This is a genomic window from Candidatus Roizmanbacteria bacterium CG_4_9_14_0_2_um_filter_38_17, from assembly GCA_002788855.1.
In the GTDB taxonomy this organism is placed as follows: Bacteria; Patescibacteriota; Microgenomatia.
The window spans coordinates 1-18,571 of record PFSB01000021.1 but is presented as its reverse complement, the minus strand read 5'-3'; the positions used below and the strand labels follow the sequence as shown (position 1 = coordinate 18,571).

The following is an 18,571-nucleotide window of genomic DNA, read 5'->3' as shown; positions in this document are numbered from 1 at the left end:
GATGAAGCAAAAAATTTTTAAAACAGGTAATAGTTTAACGGTTGTAATTCCAGCTGCCTTTGCCAAGATTATTGGTGCACGAGCTGGCGATGAAGTAGATGTTAAAATCGAGATCGAGAAGGCAGAGGTTAGGGTGCTATTTCCTAATCCTCGACAGTTACAAATAGGGAAGAAATAATATGCAAAAAAGAAGATTTTCAGTTTGGTTAATATTTATACTTACGTTGTTTTCGTTATTAGTTATATTGCCTGAGCAATTCTACGGATTGTCAGGTATTAATATAGCTTTTGGAAAAGTTAGAATACATAAAAGTTTCCGTACCTCCTTGGGTTTGGATCTGGCGGGGGGAAGTCATCTGGTTTTCGAGGCAAAACTCGAAGAAATAGATCAAGCGGATAGAGAGCGAGCATTGGAGGGTGCGCGTAATATTATTGAGAGAAGGGTGAATTATTTTGGTATATCCGAGGCACAGGTGCAGACTTCAAAATCTGGGGCAAGTTACAGAATTATTGTTGAGCTTCCAGGAGTGGAAGATGTAGGTAATGCGGTTGATCTGATAGGAAAAACAGCTCAGCTTAAGTTTCGTGAATCTCCAGAAAGTACACCTTCTGCCGACGAGGCATCTCAGACAGCAGAGCTGTCTTCGACATACGGGCCGTTTACTATTGATTCAGGAATTACTGGTAGAAATCTCAAAAGAGCAGAGGTCCAGTTTGATCAACAATCAGGTGAGCCAGTGGTAGGGCTTATGTTTGACAATGAAGGAGCAAAACTATTTGCAGAGGCAACAAAGCGAAATATTAATAGACAGCTAGCAATTTTTCTAGATGACCAGATTATGTCTGCACCCCGAGTTAATGAGGCTATAACTGGAGGGCAGGCTCAGATATCTGGTGGCTTTACAATAGACGCGGCTAAACAATTGACTACACAGCTTAATGCTGGAGCATTACCAGTTAGTATAGAGCTAATTTCCCAGCGTAATATTGGTCCAACTTTAGGACAAGTTGCAATAGATAAAAGTATTCTTGCTGGATCGGTTGGTCTATTGATGGTGGCTTTTTTTATGATTGGTTTTTATGGTCAGATGGGCGTTATTGCTGTGGTAGCATTAATCATTTATGGTTTAATATCTTTTATGGTGTTTAAAGTTATACCAGTTACATTAACATTGTCTGGAATTGCTGGATTTATGCTTTCCATAGGAATGGCAGTGGATGCAAATATTCTTATCTTCGAGAGAGTGCGAGAAGAAATAAGAGATGGTCTGCCCTGGCAGCAAGCTATGGAAATTGCCTTTGGTAGAGCTTGGGATTCAATCAGAGACGCAAATGTTGCAACGCTACTTACCACATTTATTCTCTTTAATCCATTAGACTGGCAGTTTTTACCTAGATTTGGATTAATACGGGGATTTGCGTTGACTCTTGCGATTGGGGTCATTATTGGGTTGTTTACTGGGGTATTTGTAACGCGAACCCTAATGAGAATGTTTTATAGGAGTAAAAAATGATTAACTGGCTACAGTACAAGCGAATATATTTTACGGCTTCAGGTATTCTTGCAGGAATAAGTATTCTGGCATTAGTTATTTGGGGTCTAAAACCAGGGATAGATTTTACAGGAGGAACCTTGATTGAGGTTAATAATAAGGAAATCTTGACTATTTTAAACAAAAATGACATCAATGTCCAAGCTGTACAAGATAGTGGTGAAAAAGTATTAATAAAAACAGATTTTATCGAGCAAAAGAAAATTGCTTTGATTAGAGAGGAAATAGCCTCAGTTGCAGGATCGATTAAAATTGATCGGTTTGAAACAGTAGGACCAACGCTTGGTAAGGAGTTATTAAATAAGACCCTTACAGCTGCAATTATCGCTGTGATAGGCATTCTTGCCTATCTGGCCTGGGCATTCAAGAACTTAAAGTATGGAATGGCTGCGATAGTAGCACTTCTGCATGACACCTTGATATTAGCTGGTGTATTTGCTGTCTTAGGTAAATTTATGCTTGTTGAGGTTGATGCATTATTTGTTACTGCGCTTTTAACGACGATGTCATTTTCTGTTCATGATACGGTAGTGGTGTTTAATAGAATTCGAGAGAACTCAGGAGATAAAAACTCCAAAGATATTACAAAAGTTGCCAATAGCGCCTTAACAGAGACAATGGTAAGGTCGATTAATAATTCTCTAACAATATTGTTTATGTTATTAGCAATGATTCTTCTGGGAGGTGAGACTATTCGCTGGTTTATGGTTGCACTTCTGATTGGAACTGTGCTTGGAACTTATTCATCGCCATTTGTAGCAGTCCCAGTCCTTAGTTTGCTGCTTAAAAAGAAATAAATGAATTTAGCTACATTTCAGAAACGTAATGTGAGAACCCACTCCTGGAGTGGGTTAGGTTGACACTTAAGGATTTGGAAAGGACTTTTCAAGTGTAAGATGTTTTATCTTGGCTAGTGCTCTTTGGTAATCAACCTGATTTAGGGTGAATTTGTTTAATTCATCAATTGAATTGTAGTAGGACATGAGGTTTGATGTGTTAACAAAACCTCTACTATTTGCACTGCAGTAGTCTTTATATGAGCACCACTCTAGGTTAGCTAGTTCGGACTGGTTTGTTAGAATGTACGATGTTAAGGGATTTAGGTGAATATATCTTGCTACATGGATAAATTGTTCGTCATTCTCTATTAAAACGGATTTAAATGGGGATTGAAGTAAGGCTCCATTACGTTGTGTTTTGATATTGATGTATCTGGCATAACTATTTTGGATTTGTCTGATAAATTTGCTTATGCCATCATCGGTTAGTTGCTTTAATAGTAAGTGATAGTGATTTGGCATAATGCAGAAAGAATATATATCTACAAGTTTATCGCTTTGTTGATATAGTTTATTGAGCGTTTGCTTCTTTGTTTCATCTTCGAGTCTTCTATAGTGAGAAAAGCGGTGTTTTGCATGGGTAAACGAGTAGTATTCTAATAAGTCTAAAAATATTTGATATTCTCTTATATTTCTAAATATAGTTTGTCCAGCTACACTACGATTAAAGATGTGGTAAATACCCTGCGTTATGAGAGGTATTTTACGTGAAGGCATAATATGACAATACTATAAATATTCCTTAGGTGTCAACTCAACCCACTCCTGGAGTGGGTGTTAGAGATTTGATTTGTTCCAGTAATTTTTCTCTTTCATTAGGGAGTTCGTCATTGTCTACTTTATCAAAGATTGCTTCGAGTATTTCTCCAACTTGACGGGAAGGTTTAATTTTAAGAGCCTCTATTATATCGTTACCGTCCACTTTAAGATCCTGAATGGAGAAAGGAGTTTTTTGAATTTCAATAAGGCGTTTTCTAAATAACTCGAATCTCCAGGAGCTTTCTTTGGCCCCGCTTCCTTTGCGATCAGCTACTCTAAGATCTAGCATAGCTTGAATATTTTCTAGTCCTACGTTTCTAATGAAGCGGCGTACTGCTTTATCTGTCAGAGTATCCTCCATACTAAATTGATGCCAGCGCACTAATCGAATAATCATACCTGTTTGTTTTTTAGATAATTTAAGACGCATAGATATATCTCTAGCCATACTTGCTCCAGCAACTTCATGATTATAAAAAGTGGTAATGCCAGATTTATCTTTGTTTACAGTTTTAGTCTTGCCAATATCGTGTAGAAGAACCGCAAGCCTTATGACTGGATCAGGATTTGAGCAATACCGAAGCGCTTCAACACAGTGGGTGCCTACGTCATGAATATGATGACGCTCGGGGCTTTTTTGATCAATTTTAAAGCTTTCTAGAAGCTCAGGGAGAATGTACTGTAGAAGACCAGTATGCTTAAGCAAGAGAATTCCATCGGCGGGATTAGCAGCTTTTAACAGACGTAGCAGTTCGTCTCGAACGCGTTCTTGTGCAATATTCTTAAGAAGTGAAACATCATTTTCAAGCGCATCTCTTGTTTTATCCTCAACCAAAAATTCAAGTTGAGTTGCGAGTCTGACTACCCGCAACATACGCAGTGCGTCTTCTTTAAACCGGGCATTTGGATCTCCAACTGCACGGATAAGCTTATTTTGTAGGTCAGATTGACCGTTAAAAGGATCAATGATCTCTTTGCCATTTGTGGCAATGGCGTTAATGGTAAAGTCACGACGATTGAGATCTTCCTCAAGAGATTTGCCCCATTCTACTTTTTCCGGGCGGCGATTGTCTTTGTATTCAGATTCTGTTCGGTAGGTTGTGATCTCAATAATTGAATTTTTCATAGGTATTCCAACCGTACCAAATTTATTGTCATAATAGCCATCAGGAAAAACTTTAAGAATTTCTTCTGGAGTGGCATCGGTCGTGAAATCCCAGTCAGTAGGTGACTTGCTTCTGAGTAAGTCACGGATACCACCTCCAACTGCATAACACTCAAAACCTGCTTGTTGCAGTTGGTTAATAATTTTTCTTGGTAAATCTGGTAGTTTAAGCTGCATAATAGATATAATTCCTATGATATAGTATACCTTATGCGCTGGAATGTTGAGACACGTAAATCTGAAAATATCCTTACTCACTTATTAAAATTACGAGGAGTAGAATCAGCGAGTGATTTTCTAAAACCTCACTCTCCTTATACTCTTACAGCAAAAGAAGTTGGAATAGATGAGGCTCAGCTGGCTAAAGCTCTAGTCAGAATTAAGAAGGCCATAAAAAATAAGGAGACAATTGTAGTATATGGTGATTTTGATATAGATGGTGTATCGGCAACTGCAATTGCGTGGGAGACCTTGCATGAACTAGGTGCGGTTGTGTGGCCCTATATTCCAGATCGGAAAAGTGAGGGATATGGTTTTTCTTCTGCAGGGATAAAGAGTGTTAAGGAAAAATATAATCCGACTCTTGTGATAACGGTAGATCATGGAATTACAGCTTCCAATTTTGTTATGCAATTAACGGACGCTGGAGTAGATGTTATTATCACAGACCATCATCAAGCGCCTAACAAATCTGAGGTAGTTAAGCTATGTAGTCATGCAATCGCGGTTGTGCATACAACTACGCTTGCCGGAGCAGGAGTTTCCTGGTTTGTTTCAAGACAGATAGATAATCTGAGGGACAATCCAGAGCGACTAGCGCTTGCTGCTCTTGGTACGATTGGAGACGTATTACCTCTTCAAGGTCCAAATCGTCAAATAGTTAGCCATGGTCTACCACTACTATCTCAATCTAGTCGAGTAGGAATTCGTTCTCTACTACAAGAGTCAGGTCTACTTGGAACTGATCTTGATCCGTATCACATAGGGTATATCCTAGGGCCCCGAATAAACGCAGCGGGTAGATTAGGTGACGCCTTAGATGCTCTAAGGCTTTTTTGTACAAAGGATGAACGAGCAGCAATCGCGATTGCTCAAAAGCTTGCAAGTCTAAATAGGAAGAGGCAGTTGCTGACAAATGAACAGATTGATATGAGCCTAGAACAACTTAAAGGGGTAAAAGGGATGCCACCTCTTTTGGTCATCGCTGACTCTTCATATGATGAAGGAATAATAGGGCTTATAGCTGGTAGTCTAAGTCGCCGCTTTTATCGTCCCACGATTGTTATTGCTCAAAATGAAAATGGCATTTCTAAAGCTTCGGCTAGATCTATTCCTGGTGTAGATATAATTAAACTTATTCGTCAAGTTGAGGACCAGTTAGTTAACGCTGGTGGGCACACAATGGCGGCGGGATTTTCGGTAGAGACGGGGAATATTTCTCAGGTAGCAGAAGAACTGATTCAAAAAGCTGTAGACCAGATTGATCCAGAGCTTTTGGAGAGAGTTTTGAATATTGATCTAGAATTAAATATGGAAGAGATAACGCGGGATCTATTGGATAAAATAGAGGAGCTAAAGCCATTTGGAACAAGCAATGAGAAGCCCATATTTAGTATGAACCAGATATATCTTGATGATGTTCGCAAAATTGGTAAAGAAGGTAATCACTTAAAAGTAAAAGTTAATGGGATAGATGCAATTGGGTTTAGTAAGGCATATATGCTTGAAAAAATAGATGTAAAAGAACCAGTAGATATTGCTTTTACTCTGGATCTAAATAAATGGAATGGAAATGAAAACCTCCAGCTGATGATTAAAGATATAAAACAAGGATAAACCTTAGGTGTTAACCTATATCACTCCTGGAGTGTGAATGAGCGCACATCTCGGAATATAACCGCTCAACTTAAAACAGGTCTTCCATTTCATGAAAAGCCTCGCTTTGTTTTGCTCATATAGATCGGATCTTTATATACTTATTTGTGGATTTGCCATATTCCATGAATCTGTCGATTGTGGATCTGGTTTTGCTAATTCAAACATCGAGTTTATTAAACTTGGTTTTTCGAGTGTTTGAGCAATTGAATCAACTAGTCTTACGCCACACGTAGGAGCGCGTCCTCTTTCCATTCCCTGTATAAATCCCCATATTCCAGCTGCCATAGGTGGATTTTTTTTGTTTAATCTTCTTAGAGTTACATCATGTCCAATACCTGTCTTTGCTTCTTTAAATTCTACAAAATGCCAAGGTTTAAGGGTAACATTAGGATCTGGTTTGTGTTCGTTCAATAACTCGCAAACTAGGTCTGCAGCAAAACCTACCGCATCTGCTCTTTTTTGATTTCTTTCACATAGTTCTAATAATGAGTTTTCATAAGTCACCTGATTCGGGTCAAGTACTGTAGTAATTTCTAATAGATTGGATATTATAAGAGGTTGTTCAATTTGGATTGGTGGTGTGGGCTCTGGAGGAGTTTCTGTTTTGACTTCTATATGTGATGCATTATGCTGAGTAGTTCCAAATAATAGCGTTGATCTTGTATAGCCGTATCTATTTAGTAGCCGTCCTTTTTCAGGGTATATGCCTAGCTGATGTAGGGCTTTAAGAACTGGTGTGAGTACTAGTCTTCCACAACGGATTCCGTCGTTGATAAACTCGGGTTTAACAAAACGCTTACCATAAGGATTAGGCATACGCCTTATGTGTTCTCTTTCTTGACCTGTTAATGGACCAATACTAATTTCTATTAGAGTCATAAAAAAATCCCCTTGCGGGGATGTTAATTAATTATTTATTAATTCTTACATCCCGCAAAAATCCTCGGTAAAGAGGATGTAGCGGACATCAAGAATAATATTACTTTGTTTCATATTGTCTATGTATTTTAGAATATATGTAATTTTTTGTCAATATCATTAAAACAGAGTATAATTAAGTTTGGGTAAACCATGAAACAAATGAAACGTACTTTGGCGATAGAGACAAATGATAAAGTTGGGGAGATGGTTATGCTTCAGGGTTGGGTTAATTCTAGGCGTGACCATGGGAGAGTGGTATTTTTGGATATACGTGATCGTTCTGGAGTTATCCAAACTGTTACAACCGACGCGAAACTTGTAGAAGGGGTTGGGTCAGAATACTGCGTAGAGCTGGTGGGCGCAGTTAAAGAAAGACCAGAAAATATGGTTAACCCACAGCTTGAAACAGGTAAAGTGGAGCTAGAGATTAAAGAGTTTAAAGTGCTCACGGAATCTTCTGAGTTACCATTACCTATAGATACAGATGGATCAGAGATTGATGAAAATGTGCGCATGAAGTATAGGTATCTAGACTTACGGCGCAAGCGCATGAATCATCATATTAAACTAAGATCCAAGACTTCTCAATTTATGAGGGAGTTTCTATTGGAGCGAGACTTTGTCGAGATCGAGACGCCCATTTTGACCAAAACAACTCCAGAGGGTGCTCGAGATTTTTTAGTCCCGTCACGATTACAGCAAGGAAGCTTTTATGCACTTCCTCAATCCCCTCAACAGTACAAGCAGCTTTTGATGGTAGCGGGATTTGAGAGATATTTTCAGCTGGCTCGCTGTTTTAGAGATGAAGATCCTCGTGCAGATCGAGCATATGGAGAATTTACACAGCTGGATATTGAGATGTCTTTTGTTACCCAAGAGGATATTCTTCAATTGGCTGAAGAGCTATTTACGAGTCTTTCTAAAGCTCTTTTTCCTGAAAAAAAAATTACCCAAACTCCCTGGCCACGAATATCTCATAAAGACTCGATAGAAAAATATGGTTCGGATAAACCAGATTTGAGAAAAGATAAAAACAACAAAGATGAATTAGCGTTTGTGTGGGTAATAGATTTTCCGCTGTTTGCAGAGCAAACAAAGGACGACTATTATCACGGAGTGGGAAAAAAGATCGCTCCCTCACATCACATGTTTACAGCCCCTCACCCAGATGATGTGCACTTATTAGATAAAAACCCTTTGATGGTTAGGGGATTGCAACATGATATGGTTCTCAATGGTTTTGAAGTTGGCGGAGGAAGCGTGAGAATTCATGACTCGAAGATTCAGACAAAAGTTTTTGAACTAATAGGTTTTAATAAGAAACAACAAGCACAGTTTGAGCATATGTTAACTGCATTTGCTTATGGGGTACCCCCGCACGGAGGCATAGCTCCTGGGTTTGATCGCTTTTTAATGGCGGGCCTGGGTGAACCTTCAATACGAGAAGTAATTGCTTTTCCTGCCACGGCGGGTGGACGTACAGCTGTTGTTGATGCTCCATCTTCCGCTTCTAGTGAGCAGCTCCAAGAACTGGGTGTAAAAATATAACCACGGATTAGTGTTATTATTGATGCATGGTTAAAAAACCAAAAAAGCATTGGCGAGAGCACTTACGTTTTGATCAGTATTTCCTAATTTTCACAGTTTCCTTGTTTTTTCTTGTGTATCCAGGGGAGAATAAATATACCCAAACCCCACTTGTTAATGCTGTAGGAGCAGTCGTTGATTCACTGCCTGAATTTGAACCATCTTTATTGCCACAGAAGAAAAGCTGGTTACCAGATCCTGAAGTTTCAGCACGTGCAGCCTATATATATGAGCCAGATGCAGGTCTAGTTCTCTATGATAAAAATGCTAATCAAAAGTTAGCGCCCGCATCTACGACTAAGTTGATCACTGCACTTGTTGCACTGGACTATTATCAACTTGATGACGTTATAGAAGTGAGAGGTTTGGCAACAGATGGGAAAACGATGGAGCTTTTTTATGGCGAAAGGATGTCTGTAGAAAATCTTTTGTATGGCGCTTTAGTTCACTCAGCTAATGATGCAGCGTTTGTTTTAGCAGACAATTATCCTGGTGGAGTTGATGCTTTTGTAATAAAAATGAATGAAAAGGGAAAAGAACTGGGCTTAGAAAATTCAAGTTTTGCTAATCCTATTGGTTACGATCATCCAGATCAGTATGTTACAGCCAGAGACTTGGCTATTTTAGGGCTGTATGTCCTTAACAATCCTACCCTGGCACATATGGTTGGAACAAAAGCAATTACGGTAGCTGATGCCAGTTATACCTATTTTCACGATCTAGCTACGGTAAATGAGTTGTTGGGAGAAATACCTGGAGTAGCGGGTGTTAAAACTGGATTTACAGCTGAGGCTGGAGAAAATCTGGTTACAACAGTGTCCCGTAATGGTCAAAAAGTGATGTTGGTAGTGCTGGGAAGTAAAGATCGTTTTGCAGACACAAGGGTATTGATTGATTGGGTGTTTAATGGGTTTGAGTGGTCGCCTATTCAATCCACATTGGATCAATAGCTGGTACATAAGCTTCAAACCCTCGGTCACCTGTGAAAACGTAGATAGGCTGCAAATATTCATGGAATTCTCCAGGGTCATAGAAGGCAAGATATGCGTCTCGTACAAAAACTTGCGCTTGGTTACCTGTTCCTATATTCACAACATAACCTTTGCCACTTACTAATTCTTCCCATGCTACGTGGCCAGGTTTTATTGGATATGTTTGTAGTGATCCAGGATCCACAGGGAATAGCTGATAGTGAAACTGAATAATTCGCTGATTTCTGTTATCTTTTCCAGAAAAAGTTACATAGACTGAAGATTGATTAGTATTAGGTGTTTTTATATCCATTGTGTCAATTGGTCCAGAAAAAAAATTTACTCTAGCTAAATTTGCCTCTAGCTTGTTTTGCACGAGACTATATTCATTATCTGCGTACTTGTAATATGCTATTTTTTGAATGCCACTTTCTAAAGAGGGAGTAAATTTACCTGTACTTTGTAAGAGCGTAATTGCTTCTTCTAAAATCTGGCTACTATCTGCAGATATTTTACTGGTCAAAACTGGTGAGTTATCTTCCTCCAAATTATATATAAGATCAAAGTTTCCTGTTGCAAGATTGTAAATTAAGCTGCGGGCAGGATATAGTGAATCATTAAAAACATGCTCAGTAGCTGTTTTAGTAGTTGGGGTAGAGTTAAAACCTTGAAGACGCGCAAACTGTTGGGCCTTGCTGGAAGCTAATAACCCAGGAGGATTCGATATAGTTTTATAGATACGTGCAACTGAGGAAGCCTCTGGTACACCACCTTGAATTGTTTGGAGAGTTAAGATTCCAGGTCTACTATTTTCTTGTGGAAAAACTAGTCCGGATAATTTGCCGAATCCGTTGGTTGTAATAATACCTGGTTCAGGTACCCGTGCTTTTAGATAGTCGCGGACTAATCCTATGGCTATAACAACTAAAATCACGAAGATCGTTAAAAATACGGCATAAATTACTATTTTTTTAGAGTAAGAAGCTGCTTGAGTCAGAGTGACCATATTATAAGTATACCTGTAACCATGGTACAATTCAATCATGACAAGGAGCGTTCGTACACGTATTGCGCCCTCTCCCACTGGTGAAGACTTACATGTAGGTAATGCATATACGGCACTACTAAATTTTGCCTATGCAAAACAACATAAGGGTCAATTTATTGTTCGTATTGAAGATACTGATCAGAAAAGAAAGGTCGAAGGATCTGAGGCAAGAATATTTAAATCTTTATCATGGCTGGGTTTGGATCCAGATGAGAGTATTATTCACGGCGGTAAAGTTGGTCCATATAAACAATCAAAAAGACTTGAGATTTATCAAAAGTATGCGAAACAGCTAGTTGAGCAAGGTGATGCTTATTATTGCGATTGCACGTCGGAGCGTCTAGATGAAATGCGAAAAGAACAACAAAAGTCTGGTAAGCCTCCTATTTATGACGGTAAGTGTCGTGATCTTGGAAAAAAATCCGGAAAAGTAGTCAGGCTTAAGATGCCAAATAAGGGAGAAACTAAGTTCCAAGATAAAATTCGGGGAGAGGTTGTTTTTAAAAATGAGCTAATTGATGATCAGATAATTTTAAAATCTGATGGGTTTCCTACTTATCATTTGGCAGTTGTGATTGATGATAACTTGATGGGTATTACGCATGTAATCAGAGGTGAAGAATGGCTATCTTCGACACCTAAACATGTTCAAATATACAAAGCTCTAGAATGGGATTTGCCAGAGTTTATACACACACCACTTCTTCGAAATCCAGATAAAAGTAAGCTGTCGAAGCGCCGAAATCCTGTTTGGGTGAGTTGGTATAAGGATCAAGGATTATTACCAGAGGCTATGCTAAATTATTTCGGAACATTGGGTTTTTCAATGTCTGATGGTCGAGATATATTTACGCTTTCGGAGTTTATTGCCGAGTTTGATTTTGCACGAATGAGTAAATCAGCTCCAATATTTGATGTGACAAAGCTCGAATGGATGAATGGAGAGTACATACGAAAATCTCAAATTCCAAAGCTCAAATCTCAAATAATGGATTATATTGGAGATAGCTACAGTGAGAAAATTGTTGAGAAATCACTGCCACTCACTCAAACTAGGATTAAGAAACTGTCTGAATATATGCCAATGTGCGAGTTTTTGTTTAAAAGACCTAGTAAATATGAGAAAGAAGTAGATGGGCAGATTATTTTGAAGGTTATTGATGAATTAAATAAGATAGATAACTGGAATCACGATATACTGCATAAGCAGTTGGAGAGCTTTGCAGAAAAACTTGAGTTATCTAAAAGTAAATTATTTATGCAGGTGCGAATTGGTGTGGCGGGACGAAAGGTTGGGCCACCACTATTTGAGTCTCTGGAAATACTTGGGAAAGAGGAAACGCTTGAACGCTTGCTTAGAAGGCTTCCATCCAGTGGCGATTGACTACAACTTTAAGCTCGATAAAAACCTTTTCATTTCTGGCTGTTTCCAATTCTTTTCTGGCTGTTAATCCTATCTGTTTAATTTTTTTACCCTCATTCCCAATAATCATTTTCTTGTACCTTTCCTCATTAGTAACAATATCTGCTCTAATGTATAAGGTTCCATTTTCTCTTTCTGTTATCTCACTTGCTGTTACAGTTAATGTATATGGTAGTTCTTGTCCGAGTGAGTGGAATGCTTTTTCACGAATAATCTCTTCAATATATAGTTTACTATTCACATTGAGCAAGGGAGTTGCCATTTGACTGGTGTCTACTAACTTGCTCTGGACTTCGGGTAAGTGTTTAAAAATTTCTTCAAGTAATAAGTTTAAGTTGTGTCCTTTTAGTGCGGAGATAAATAGAGTAGTATCAAACTCCTCTTCCATAAAGCGAAGTTCTTCGTAAAAACTAGGTTTCTTAATGTCCCACTTGTTAAAAACTAATATTTTGGGAACATCTAATTTTCTGACCATACCCAATGTTCTATTTTCTTCTACGTCGCGGTAGCGGGTATGATCAACTACATACACTGCCACATTTACTCCTTCCTTAAGGGCTTCTTCGGGTTTTAGTCCAACTTTTTTTGCCAATAGATCGGGGGATCTTTCAAATACACCAGGTGTATCTGTAAATATAATCTGTCCTCTCTTGTCCTCATACACTGCGTTTATTGCAAATCTTGTTGTCTGAGGTTTTCTTGAAGTTATAGCTACTTTTTGACCAATAAGACGATTTAAAAGGGTTGACTTGCCCGCATTTGTTCTACCTAGCATAACTACTACTCCTGCTTTCATACTTCTGTTATTATATAATAGAACTATGATAGATAAATTACGCAAGCCACTATCTACTCCTTTTGGTAAGTATTTTCGTAGATTTGATGAAATAGACAAAGGTGTTAAGAACACTCAAGAATTTGGATCTTTTCTGATACTTACACTTGTTGAGGAAATAGGAGAGATGGCTAGAGCTTATTTAGCTAAACATGGAAGAAAGCCAACTAATATAGCCGCTCAGGAAGACGAGACTTATGAGCAAGAATTGGGAGATATTTTAGTAGCGATACTTCGTTTTGCCAGAATAAAGCATATTGATCTGGATAAAGCTATTGACTACTCACTTAAAAAGATAGGAAAACGCAGAGTCACCCCAAAAAGATAACTAGATTACTTTGTAATGAAGGAGGAGAGTGCCCTTGTTATTTAGTTTCTTAAAATTCAAGAGCTTTAAATCTTGCTCTAGATTAACTGTTTCTAGTAGTTCATTACCTTTGCCAAATAGTTTTGGTTCTATAGTTAAATAGATTTCATTGACTAATTCGTTTTTTAAGAATAGTCCATTGATCTTGGATCCACCCACGAGAAGCAATTTGCTATACCCCAGTTTCTTTAGGTGATTAATTAGTTTTGTTGGGGCTTCATTACTAAACTCTAGTTGTCCGGGTACTGATTTTTTATTGTAATTTGCCGGATTTTTTGTTAGGACTATTCTTAATTTGTCGGGAGTTAGCATAATTTTACCCTTGGCTGCTTCAAATGTTTTTCTCCCCATTACAATAAGATTATGATTATTAATAAGTGAGTAGAAATGCACACTATCTTCTTTGGAGGTCCAGGAGTAAATGTTGGGGTTGCCGTTGGTAATTTTGCCGTTGACTGAAGCAACTATAACCATAATTATTTTCATGTCTTATCTTTCTTGAGCCAGGTTACTCCGAGGTAGACAAGGGGGGTTTCAATAATAGACATGAAACTTTTTAGTAACCAATATGGAATTATTATGCTGGATAAGAAAGATATATTGTCTCCCAGTGACTGTCCTAAGCCATAAAAAGCGACCGTCATAAAGATCGTTGTATCTACAAATTGTGAAACGATGTTTGAAACATTATTTCGAAGCCAGAGTGAACCTTTGCCAAGCTTTTTTCGAATATGTACAAAGATTAAAAGATCGGTAAATTCAGCTAGGGCAAAAGCGGTTAAACTAGCAAAAGATATTCTGGCAGATTTACTAAATACATTGTCATACGCCTCTTCGCTCTCTGCAAATCTTCTAGATGGTGGAAGGCTTATTGCTAAAAGTGAGAATATCATAATTAGAAATATTACAAAAAGCGCAGAGCGAACTAAGCTTCTAGCTCTCTCTTTTCCATAAACTTCAATAATCATGTCATTAATAGTAAAAATTAGAGGGAAGACAAATATTGCTACACTAGCGTTTAGTTGGTAAGTTCCAATCTTTATTAGTGGAAAAGTTTTTCCTCCCATTAGTTCAGAAACCATAATACAGAAAATGTATACAGAAACGAGAAGATCGAATTTCTTAATCTTAAACATAAGGGGAATTATATCATCCTATATTTTCAGCAAAGTTTGTTAGCTAATCACGTGTGGAAGTTTCATCCGGGAGGATAACTCTTTTACTATTTCGGATATTAATTTTTTTCCTTCAAAAACATTCTTTTTTATTGATGAATTCCAGTCAAGACCTGGACCAGTATTTCCCTCCATTAAATATACGTTTCCATTATTTGAAATAATAAAATCAAGAGCATAGAGCGAATTTTTCTTGCTTACAGATAGCGCAATTTTTTTTGACATGTTTATTACTTTCTTTGGAATTTCGGTAATATTAATATACTCAAGACTTCCTCCAAGATGCTCATTACATCTAAAATCACTTCCTGACGCTGTTCTAATATATGTCTGTATTACATTTTGTCCCATGAAGATAATACGTATGTCTACAAATCCTTTTAAGCTATTATATTTAAAATAGCCTTTGCTAAATTTGGTAAATGGCTGCAATAGGAATGATTGGTTTTTATCTGTCTCAAGAATATCTAAAATTTTGGAAACAGTATCTGTTGAATTAATTTTATAAATTCTGTTACCACCAGCACCGTATCTGTCTTTTACTACAATATCACTTGAAAAATCATTTTTATTTGGGTGGTTTTGTAATAGAATCGCAAGTTTTTTAAATGTTTTTGTAATGCCTTTTTCGCTTTTGTCATCTATGGAAACTGTGGGAATAGCGTATTCGCTAAGTTTATCGAATGTTTTTTGCTTATCAAAAAAAAGTGAAAATAGTTTTGGACTGTTGAAAGGTTTAACATTAGAACTTGAGAAAAGATCCAGACGCCTTTGCCTTTGTTTTTTAGTTTTAGGAGAGAATTTATCAAATATGAGAGGAGCTGAGCAAGTTTGCATAGATTTTTTCCAAGAGTTATTTTTATATATCCAGAAGCTATCAAAGTTTCTGCTGGAGTTCAAGTCTTTTGTCGTTGTAAATGCGGCTTTAATATTATTAAGATTGCAGGTTTCTAAGAAGTAGGCATAAGCATTGTTGTAATGTGTTCTATTTGACTCTTTGGAAAACGGAAACAAAGAAGATTTACTTGTTGAGGATGCACTCGTAGCAATACTATCGTTATATACGATAAGCATGTCAAATAAAACTATTTTTTTTATATACAAATACCTCTGCTTGAAGAAAGTGAAATTGTTTAACTTACGAAAGAAGATACAAAATTTTTTAAAAAAGTAAGGTATCTTTTATCTCTAAAAAACTAAATCAAAATACAAGCAGACGTATCCGTATACAATCTGCAATCTGGTACATTATAGCACAGACGGCACCTTCGGCACCTTCGGCACCTTCGGCACCTTCGGCACCTTCGGCACCTAGGGCACCTTCGGCCTGATATAATAGAAGTTATATGTTAGTCACGGAAATAGATATTTTATTCAAAGCAGGAAACGGGGGAGATGGGAAGATCTCTTTTTATAAAACAAGAAGAGGTCCTGATGGAGGTAATGGAGGGCAGGGTGGTAGTATTTATATAACCTCTACAACAGATATTTATGCATTAACCTCTCTTTCGGGACGTTCTAAGATTGAATCTGAGACTGGTCAGCATGGTATGTCAAATAAAAAACATGGCAAGAACTCTAGCGATGTGGAAGTTCGACTTCCAATTGGTGCGGAAATCAGAGACAAGAATACTGGGGAGGTTTTTGAAGTAACTGATAAAGACTTGCGATTCTTGTTGTGTAGAGGTGGCTGGGGTGGAAGAGGGAACTGGGAATTTCGTTCCGCAGCTAATGTTGCGCCAAAGAGAGCCGAGAGAGGATTTAATGGTCAGTCAAGGGAGCTGTATATTAATTTAAAGCTAATTGCAGATATTGGATTTATGGGTTTTCCTAATGCAGGTAAAAGTAGCTTGCTTAAGGAAATAACAAATGCAAATCCTAAGATTGGAGATTACCCTTTTACCACGTTAGAACCAAATCTTGGAGAATTGAACGGAAAAATTATTGCGGATATACCAGGGCTCATTGAAGGAGCCTCTGATGGAAAAGGATTAGGTACAAGATTTTTAAAGCATGTTGAAAAGGTTTCGCTATTTTTTCACTGCCTACCCGCTGATCAGGAAAACATCATAAAGAGCTATAAGCAGATAAGAAAAGAGTTAGAGATATTTAATCCCAAGCTACTAGAAGTACCAGAAATAATCCTTCTTACCAAAATAGATCTAAAATCAGAAAAAGAGATAAAGTTAATTATCAAATCTCTAAAAAAGCTAAAAAAAGAAATCATACCTGTTTCTATTCATGATGAAGATAGTCTAAATAAGCTAAAAAGTTATATTAACTCCAGCTCTAAGTAATTTTTAAACCGGGTTTTAAATAAAACTAGATTTGGGTTGAAACAAGTTTGTCTTTTTTGGCTCGGGGCCAGCTTTTTATCTGGATTTCTCTTTGCATTGCTTCTTTTCTAGTTTGATATTTTTCAGAATAGACCAAGGTAAAATCTGGGAAGCATCTTATATATTTTGCAGATTTTGAGGACTTACTCTTGTGCTCTTTAAGCCTGCGCTTAAGGTTATTAGTTTGACCTGTGTAAAGAGTGTTTGAAGAAGTCCGGAGGATATATATGTAGTAGGTCACGAGTAAATTATAAGCTATTGACCAAATGTTTTAAAACCGGGTTTTAAAATAAAAACCTGACCTCGCTGGAGTTTATCCCGAGCGCAGTCGAAGGGCTATTTTTTGCGCGCGCGATTTTCTCGCCCTTCGGGCGAGTAGGAAAAGAATTTATAGTTTTCCTTGCTCTACCCACCCATGCGCGGAAAACAAATTTTACTCACTAACAATTCTCCAGTCTTTTGCCACTCTCGTTCTATGAATCTTAGCAAGATTCGCTTGTTGATTTTTTAACTTATCTTCAGACCCCTTAATCAGTGATTTTTTACCTATATCAACTCCCTTATTAAAAAAATTGAATAAACCTAGCCACTGAGAAAAATTTAAGTCAGTCGGTTTAGCTGATGACGAAAAATCGAAATCCTTCGCTAAACGTAAAAATTGATGATCAGTAAAAATTTTCTTTAATCCTTCTTTTAAAGTTGGTTTCCATGTGTTAAAACTATAAACAATAAAGTCCCTATAAAGTTTTTCATTCTGTTGTTCGACCATTGGCTTTTCTCTTTTTTTGATTCTTAAAAGAACTATATCTACATTTGGAATTGGTCTAAAGTCGTTTCTCTTAAATTGATGTGTTATGGATAGTTCAAAAATAGGCATTAACAAAAGTGATAACTGTGTTTCTTTGGCGTTTGGCGCACCCAAAAATTTCTTTGCTGCGTCATGTTGAACAAACAGAAAAATGTCTGTGGGAAGGTTTTTCGCTTCAGTTAATTTTTTAACGATTGCCACAGTAATGTTAAAAGGAATATTTGAAAAAACTTTATATTTTTGTTCGGTAAGAGGATATAAAAGAAAATCTCTCTCGTGCACTTCAATATTTGGAACATTGATAAATTTTGTTTGCAATTTTTTTGCAAGGTTTTTATCAATTTCAATCGCAACAACTTTTTTACATCGTTTCGCTAACTCAGCAGTAATTATCCCAGTTCCTGGTCCTACTTCGTAAACAACATCTTCTTTTGAGAAAGAAGAGTGTTTAATCAAGTTCGCTACGAGCAAAGGATTAACAGTAAAATTTTGTGAGTAAATAACGCTTTTTCTTAAATTTTGACTATGTCGATCCATAGCTTGATTGTATCAAATTTTTCATTCTAAGGACTCCTATGGTATTGTTTTTCTTCTCCAGAATTCGGTATATTATAATTGTAGTCAATTTTCGCAGATTGCTTTTTTAATGGCCGTCTTGGTCAATTTGGAGAGATCCGAGTTGAGTACAACCAGAGCGGCTATTTGAGTTAATAAAAAGTTCTTTCCTCCATAGGCGGACAAGTAAAAATTTTGCGTTTTTTCTTTTACGAGCCGACAGTCTTGGAGGCGCGGAGGGTGGGGGCGTCTTGGAGCGGGTAAAAAGTTTTAAAACCGGGTTTTAAAATAAGTCAATTCTGATGAATTAGTTTATTTTTGTGTATATCCTTTTGACAATTTTTTTAATAA

At 37.3% G+C, this 18,571-nt stretch carries 19 protein-coding genes; 9 read left to right on the top strand and 10 right to left on the bottom strand.

Translation table 11 applies throughout. The annotated features are described in order from the left end of the window. Nucleotide 1 precedes the first annotated feature (1 nt). The 3 genes from CO050_04765 to secF are packed head-to-tail and all read left to right on the top strand — an operon-like array spanning nt 2 to nt 2,350. Complete coding sequence (locus CO050_04765) at nt 2-178, top strand: hypothetical protein (protein PJC30849.1); 177 nt, start codon at nt 2-4, stop codon at nt 176-178. 1 nt (nt 179) lies between these two features. Next, nucleotides 180-1,514, top strand: a complete 1,335-nt coding sequence (gene secD, locus CO050_04760; GenBank protein ID PJC30848.1) for a protein translocase subunit SecD — start codon at nt 180-182, stop codon at nt 1,512-1,514. After that, nucleotides 1,511-2,350 (top strand): protein translocase subunit SecF, encoded by an 840-nt coding sequence (gene secF / locus CO050_04755; protein PJC30847.1) that lies wholly within the window; start codon nt 1,511-1,513, stop codon nt 2,348-2,350. Before secD ends, secF begins: the two co-directional genes overlap by 4 nt. Before the next feature lie 66 nt (nt 2,351-2,416). Here the strand turns inward: secF and CO050_04750 are convergent, their stop codons facing one another. Next, nucleotides 2,417-3,109, bottom strand: a complete 693-nt coding sequence (locus CO050_04750; GenBank protein PJC30846.1) for a hypothetical protein — start codon at nt 3,107-3,109, stop codon at nt 2,417-2,419. 37 nt (nt 3,110-3,146) lie between these two features. Further along, complete coding sequence (locus CO050_04745) at nt 3,147-4,493, bottom strand: hypothetical protein (GenBank protein ID PJC30845.1); 1,347 nt, start codon at nt 4,491-4,493, stop codon at nt 3,147-3,149. 33 nt (nt 4,494-4,526) lie between these two features. Here CO050_04745 and recJ point away from each other — a divergent pair, with 33 nt between their 5' ends. Next, nucleotides 4,527-6,152, top strand: coding sequence for a single-stranded-DNA-specific exonuclease RecJ (gene recJ, locus CO050_04740; protein ID PJC30844.1), 1,626 nt, complete (start codon nt 4,527-4,529; stop codon nt 6,150-6,152). 132 nt (nt 6,153-6,284) lie between these two features. Here the strand turns inward: recJ and CO050_04735 are convergent, their stop codons facing one another. Continuing rightward, on the bottom strand, nt 6,285-7,073 hold the full coding sequence (locus CO050_04735) for a hypothetical protein (GenBank protein PJC30843.1): 789 nt from the start codon (nt 7,071-7,073) through the stop codon (nt 6,285-6,287). A gap of 201 nt (nt 7,074-7,274) precedes the next feature. On the opposite strand from CO050_04735, the gene CO050_04730 reads away from it, so the two are divergent. Beyond that, nucleotides 7,275-8,663 carry an aspartate--tRNA ligase gene (locus CO050_04730; protein PJC30915.1) on the top strand — a complete coding sequence of 463 codons (1,389 nt, stop codon included), beginning with the start codon at nt 7,275-7,277 and terminating at the stop codon, nt 8,661-8,663. A 26-nt stretch (nt 8,664-8,689) separates the two neighbouring features. Further along, entirely contained in the window at nt 8,690-9,652 is a 963-nt protein-coding gene (locus CO050_04725; GenBank protein ID PJC30842.1) for a hypothetical protein, read from the top strand. Here the strand turns inward: CO050_04725 and CO050_04720 are convergent. Then, complete coding sequence (locus CO050_04720; GenBank protein PJC30841.1) at nt 9,627-10,679, bottom strand: hypothetical protein; 1,053 nt, start codon at nt 10,677-10,679, stop codon at nt 9,627-9,629. The two genes, CO050_04725 and CO050_04720, sit on opposite strands and share 26 nt — an antisense overlap. A 37-nt stretch (nt 10,680-10,716) precedes the next feature. Here CO050_04720 and CO050_04715 point away from each other — a divergent pair, with 37 nt between their 5' ends. Then, on the top strand, nt 10,717-12,105 hold the full coding sequence (locus CO050_04715) for a glutamate--tRNA ligase (protein ID PJC30840.1): 1,389 nt from the start codon (nt 10,717-10,719) through the stop codon (nt 12,103-12,105). Here CO050_04715 and CO050_04710 read toward each other — a convergent pair. Next, complete coding sequence (locus CO050_04710; GenBank protein PJC30839.1) at nt 12,077-12,940, bottom strand: GTPase Era; 864 nt, start codon at nt 12,938-12,940, stop codon at nt 12,077-12,079. The two genes, CO050_04715 and CO050_04710, sit on opposite strands and share 29 nt — an antisense overlap. A 25-nt stretch (nt 12,941-12,965) precedes the next feature. Here CO050_04710 and CO050_04705 point away from each other — a divergent pair, with 25 nt between their 5' ends. Further along, nucleotides 12,966-13,307 carry a hypothetical protein gene (locus tag CO050_04705; GenBank protein PJC30838.1) on the top strand — a complete coding sequence of 114 codons (342 nt, stop codon included), beginning with the start codon at nt 12,966-12,968 and terminating at the stop codon, nt 13,305-13,307. On the opposite strand, the gene CO050_04700 is transcribed toward CO050_04705, so the two are convergent. The 3 genes from CO050_04700 to CO050_04690 are packed head-to-tail and all read right to left on the bottom strand — an operon-like array spanning nt 13,308 to nt 15,595. Further along, on the bottom strand, nt 13,308-13,832 hold the full coding sequence (locus CO050_04700; protein ID PJC30837.1) for a hypothetical protein: 525 nt from the start codon (nt 13,830-13,832) through the stop codon (nt 13,308-13,310). Continuing rightward, nucleotides 13,829-14,482: a hypothetical protein gene (locus CO050_04695; GenBank protein PJC30836.1), complete on the bottom strand. Its 654-nt coding sequence runs from the start codon at nt 14,480-14,482 to the stop codon at nt 13,829-13,831. The genes CO050_04700 and CO050_04695 overlap by 4 nt, the downstream gene beginning before the upstream one ends. 39 nt (nt 14,483-14,521) lie before the next feature. Continuing rightward, nucleotides 14,522-15,595, bottom strand: coding sequence for a hypothetical protein (locus CO050_04690; protein ID PJC30835.1), 1,074 nt, complete (start codon nt 15,593-15,595; stop codon nt 14,522-14,524). Nucleotides 15,596-15,867: 272 nt separating this feature from the next. Here CO050_04690 and CO050_04685 point away from each other — a divergent pair, with 272 nt between their 5' ends. Continuing rightward, complete coding sequence (locus CO050_04685; protein PJC30834.1) at nt 15,868-16,818, top strand: GTPase ObgE; 951 nt, start codon at nt 15,868-15,870, stop codon at nt 16,816-16,818. Between the two features lie 25 nt (nt 16,819-16,843). Here the strand turns inward: CO050_04685 and CO050_04680 are convergent, their stop codons facing one another. Both CO050_04680 and CO050_04675 read right to left on the bottom strand, forming a co-directional pair. Further along, the gene (locus CO050_04680) at nt 16,844-17,098 is read right to left on the bottom strand and encodes a hypothetical protein (protein ID PJC30833.1); all 255 of its coding nucleotides are present in this window, start codon (nt 17,096-17,098) and stop codon (nt 16,844-16,846) included. 192 nt (nt 17,099-17,290) lie between these two features. Continuing rightward, nucleotides 17,291-18,202: a 23S ribosomal RNA methyltransferase Erm gene (locus tag CO050_04675; GenBank protein PJC30832.1), complete on the bottom strand. Its 912-nt coding sequence runs from the start codon at nt 18,200-18,202 to the stop codon at nt 17,291-17,293. Between the last annotated feature and the right edge of the window lie 369 nt (nt 18,203-18,571).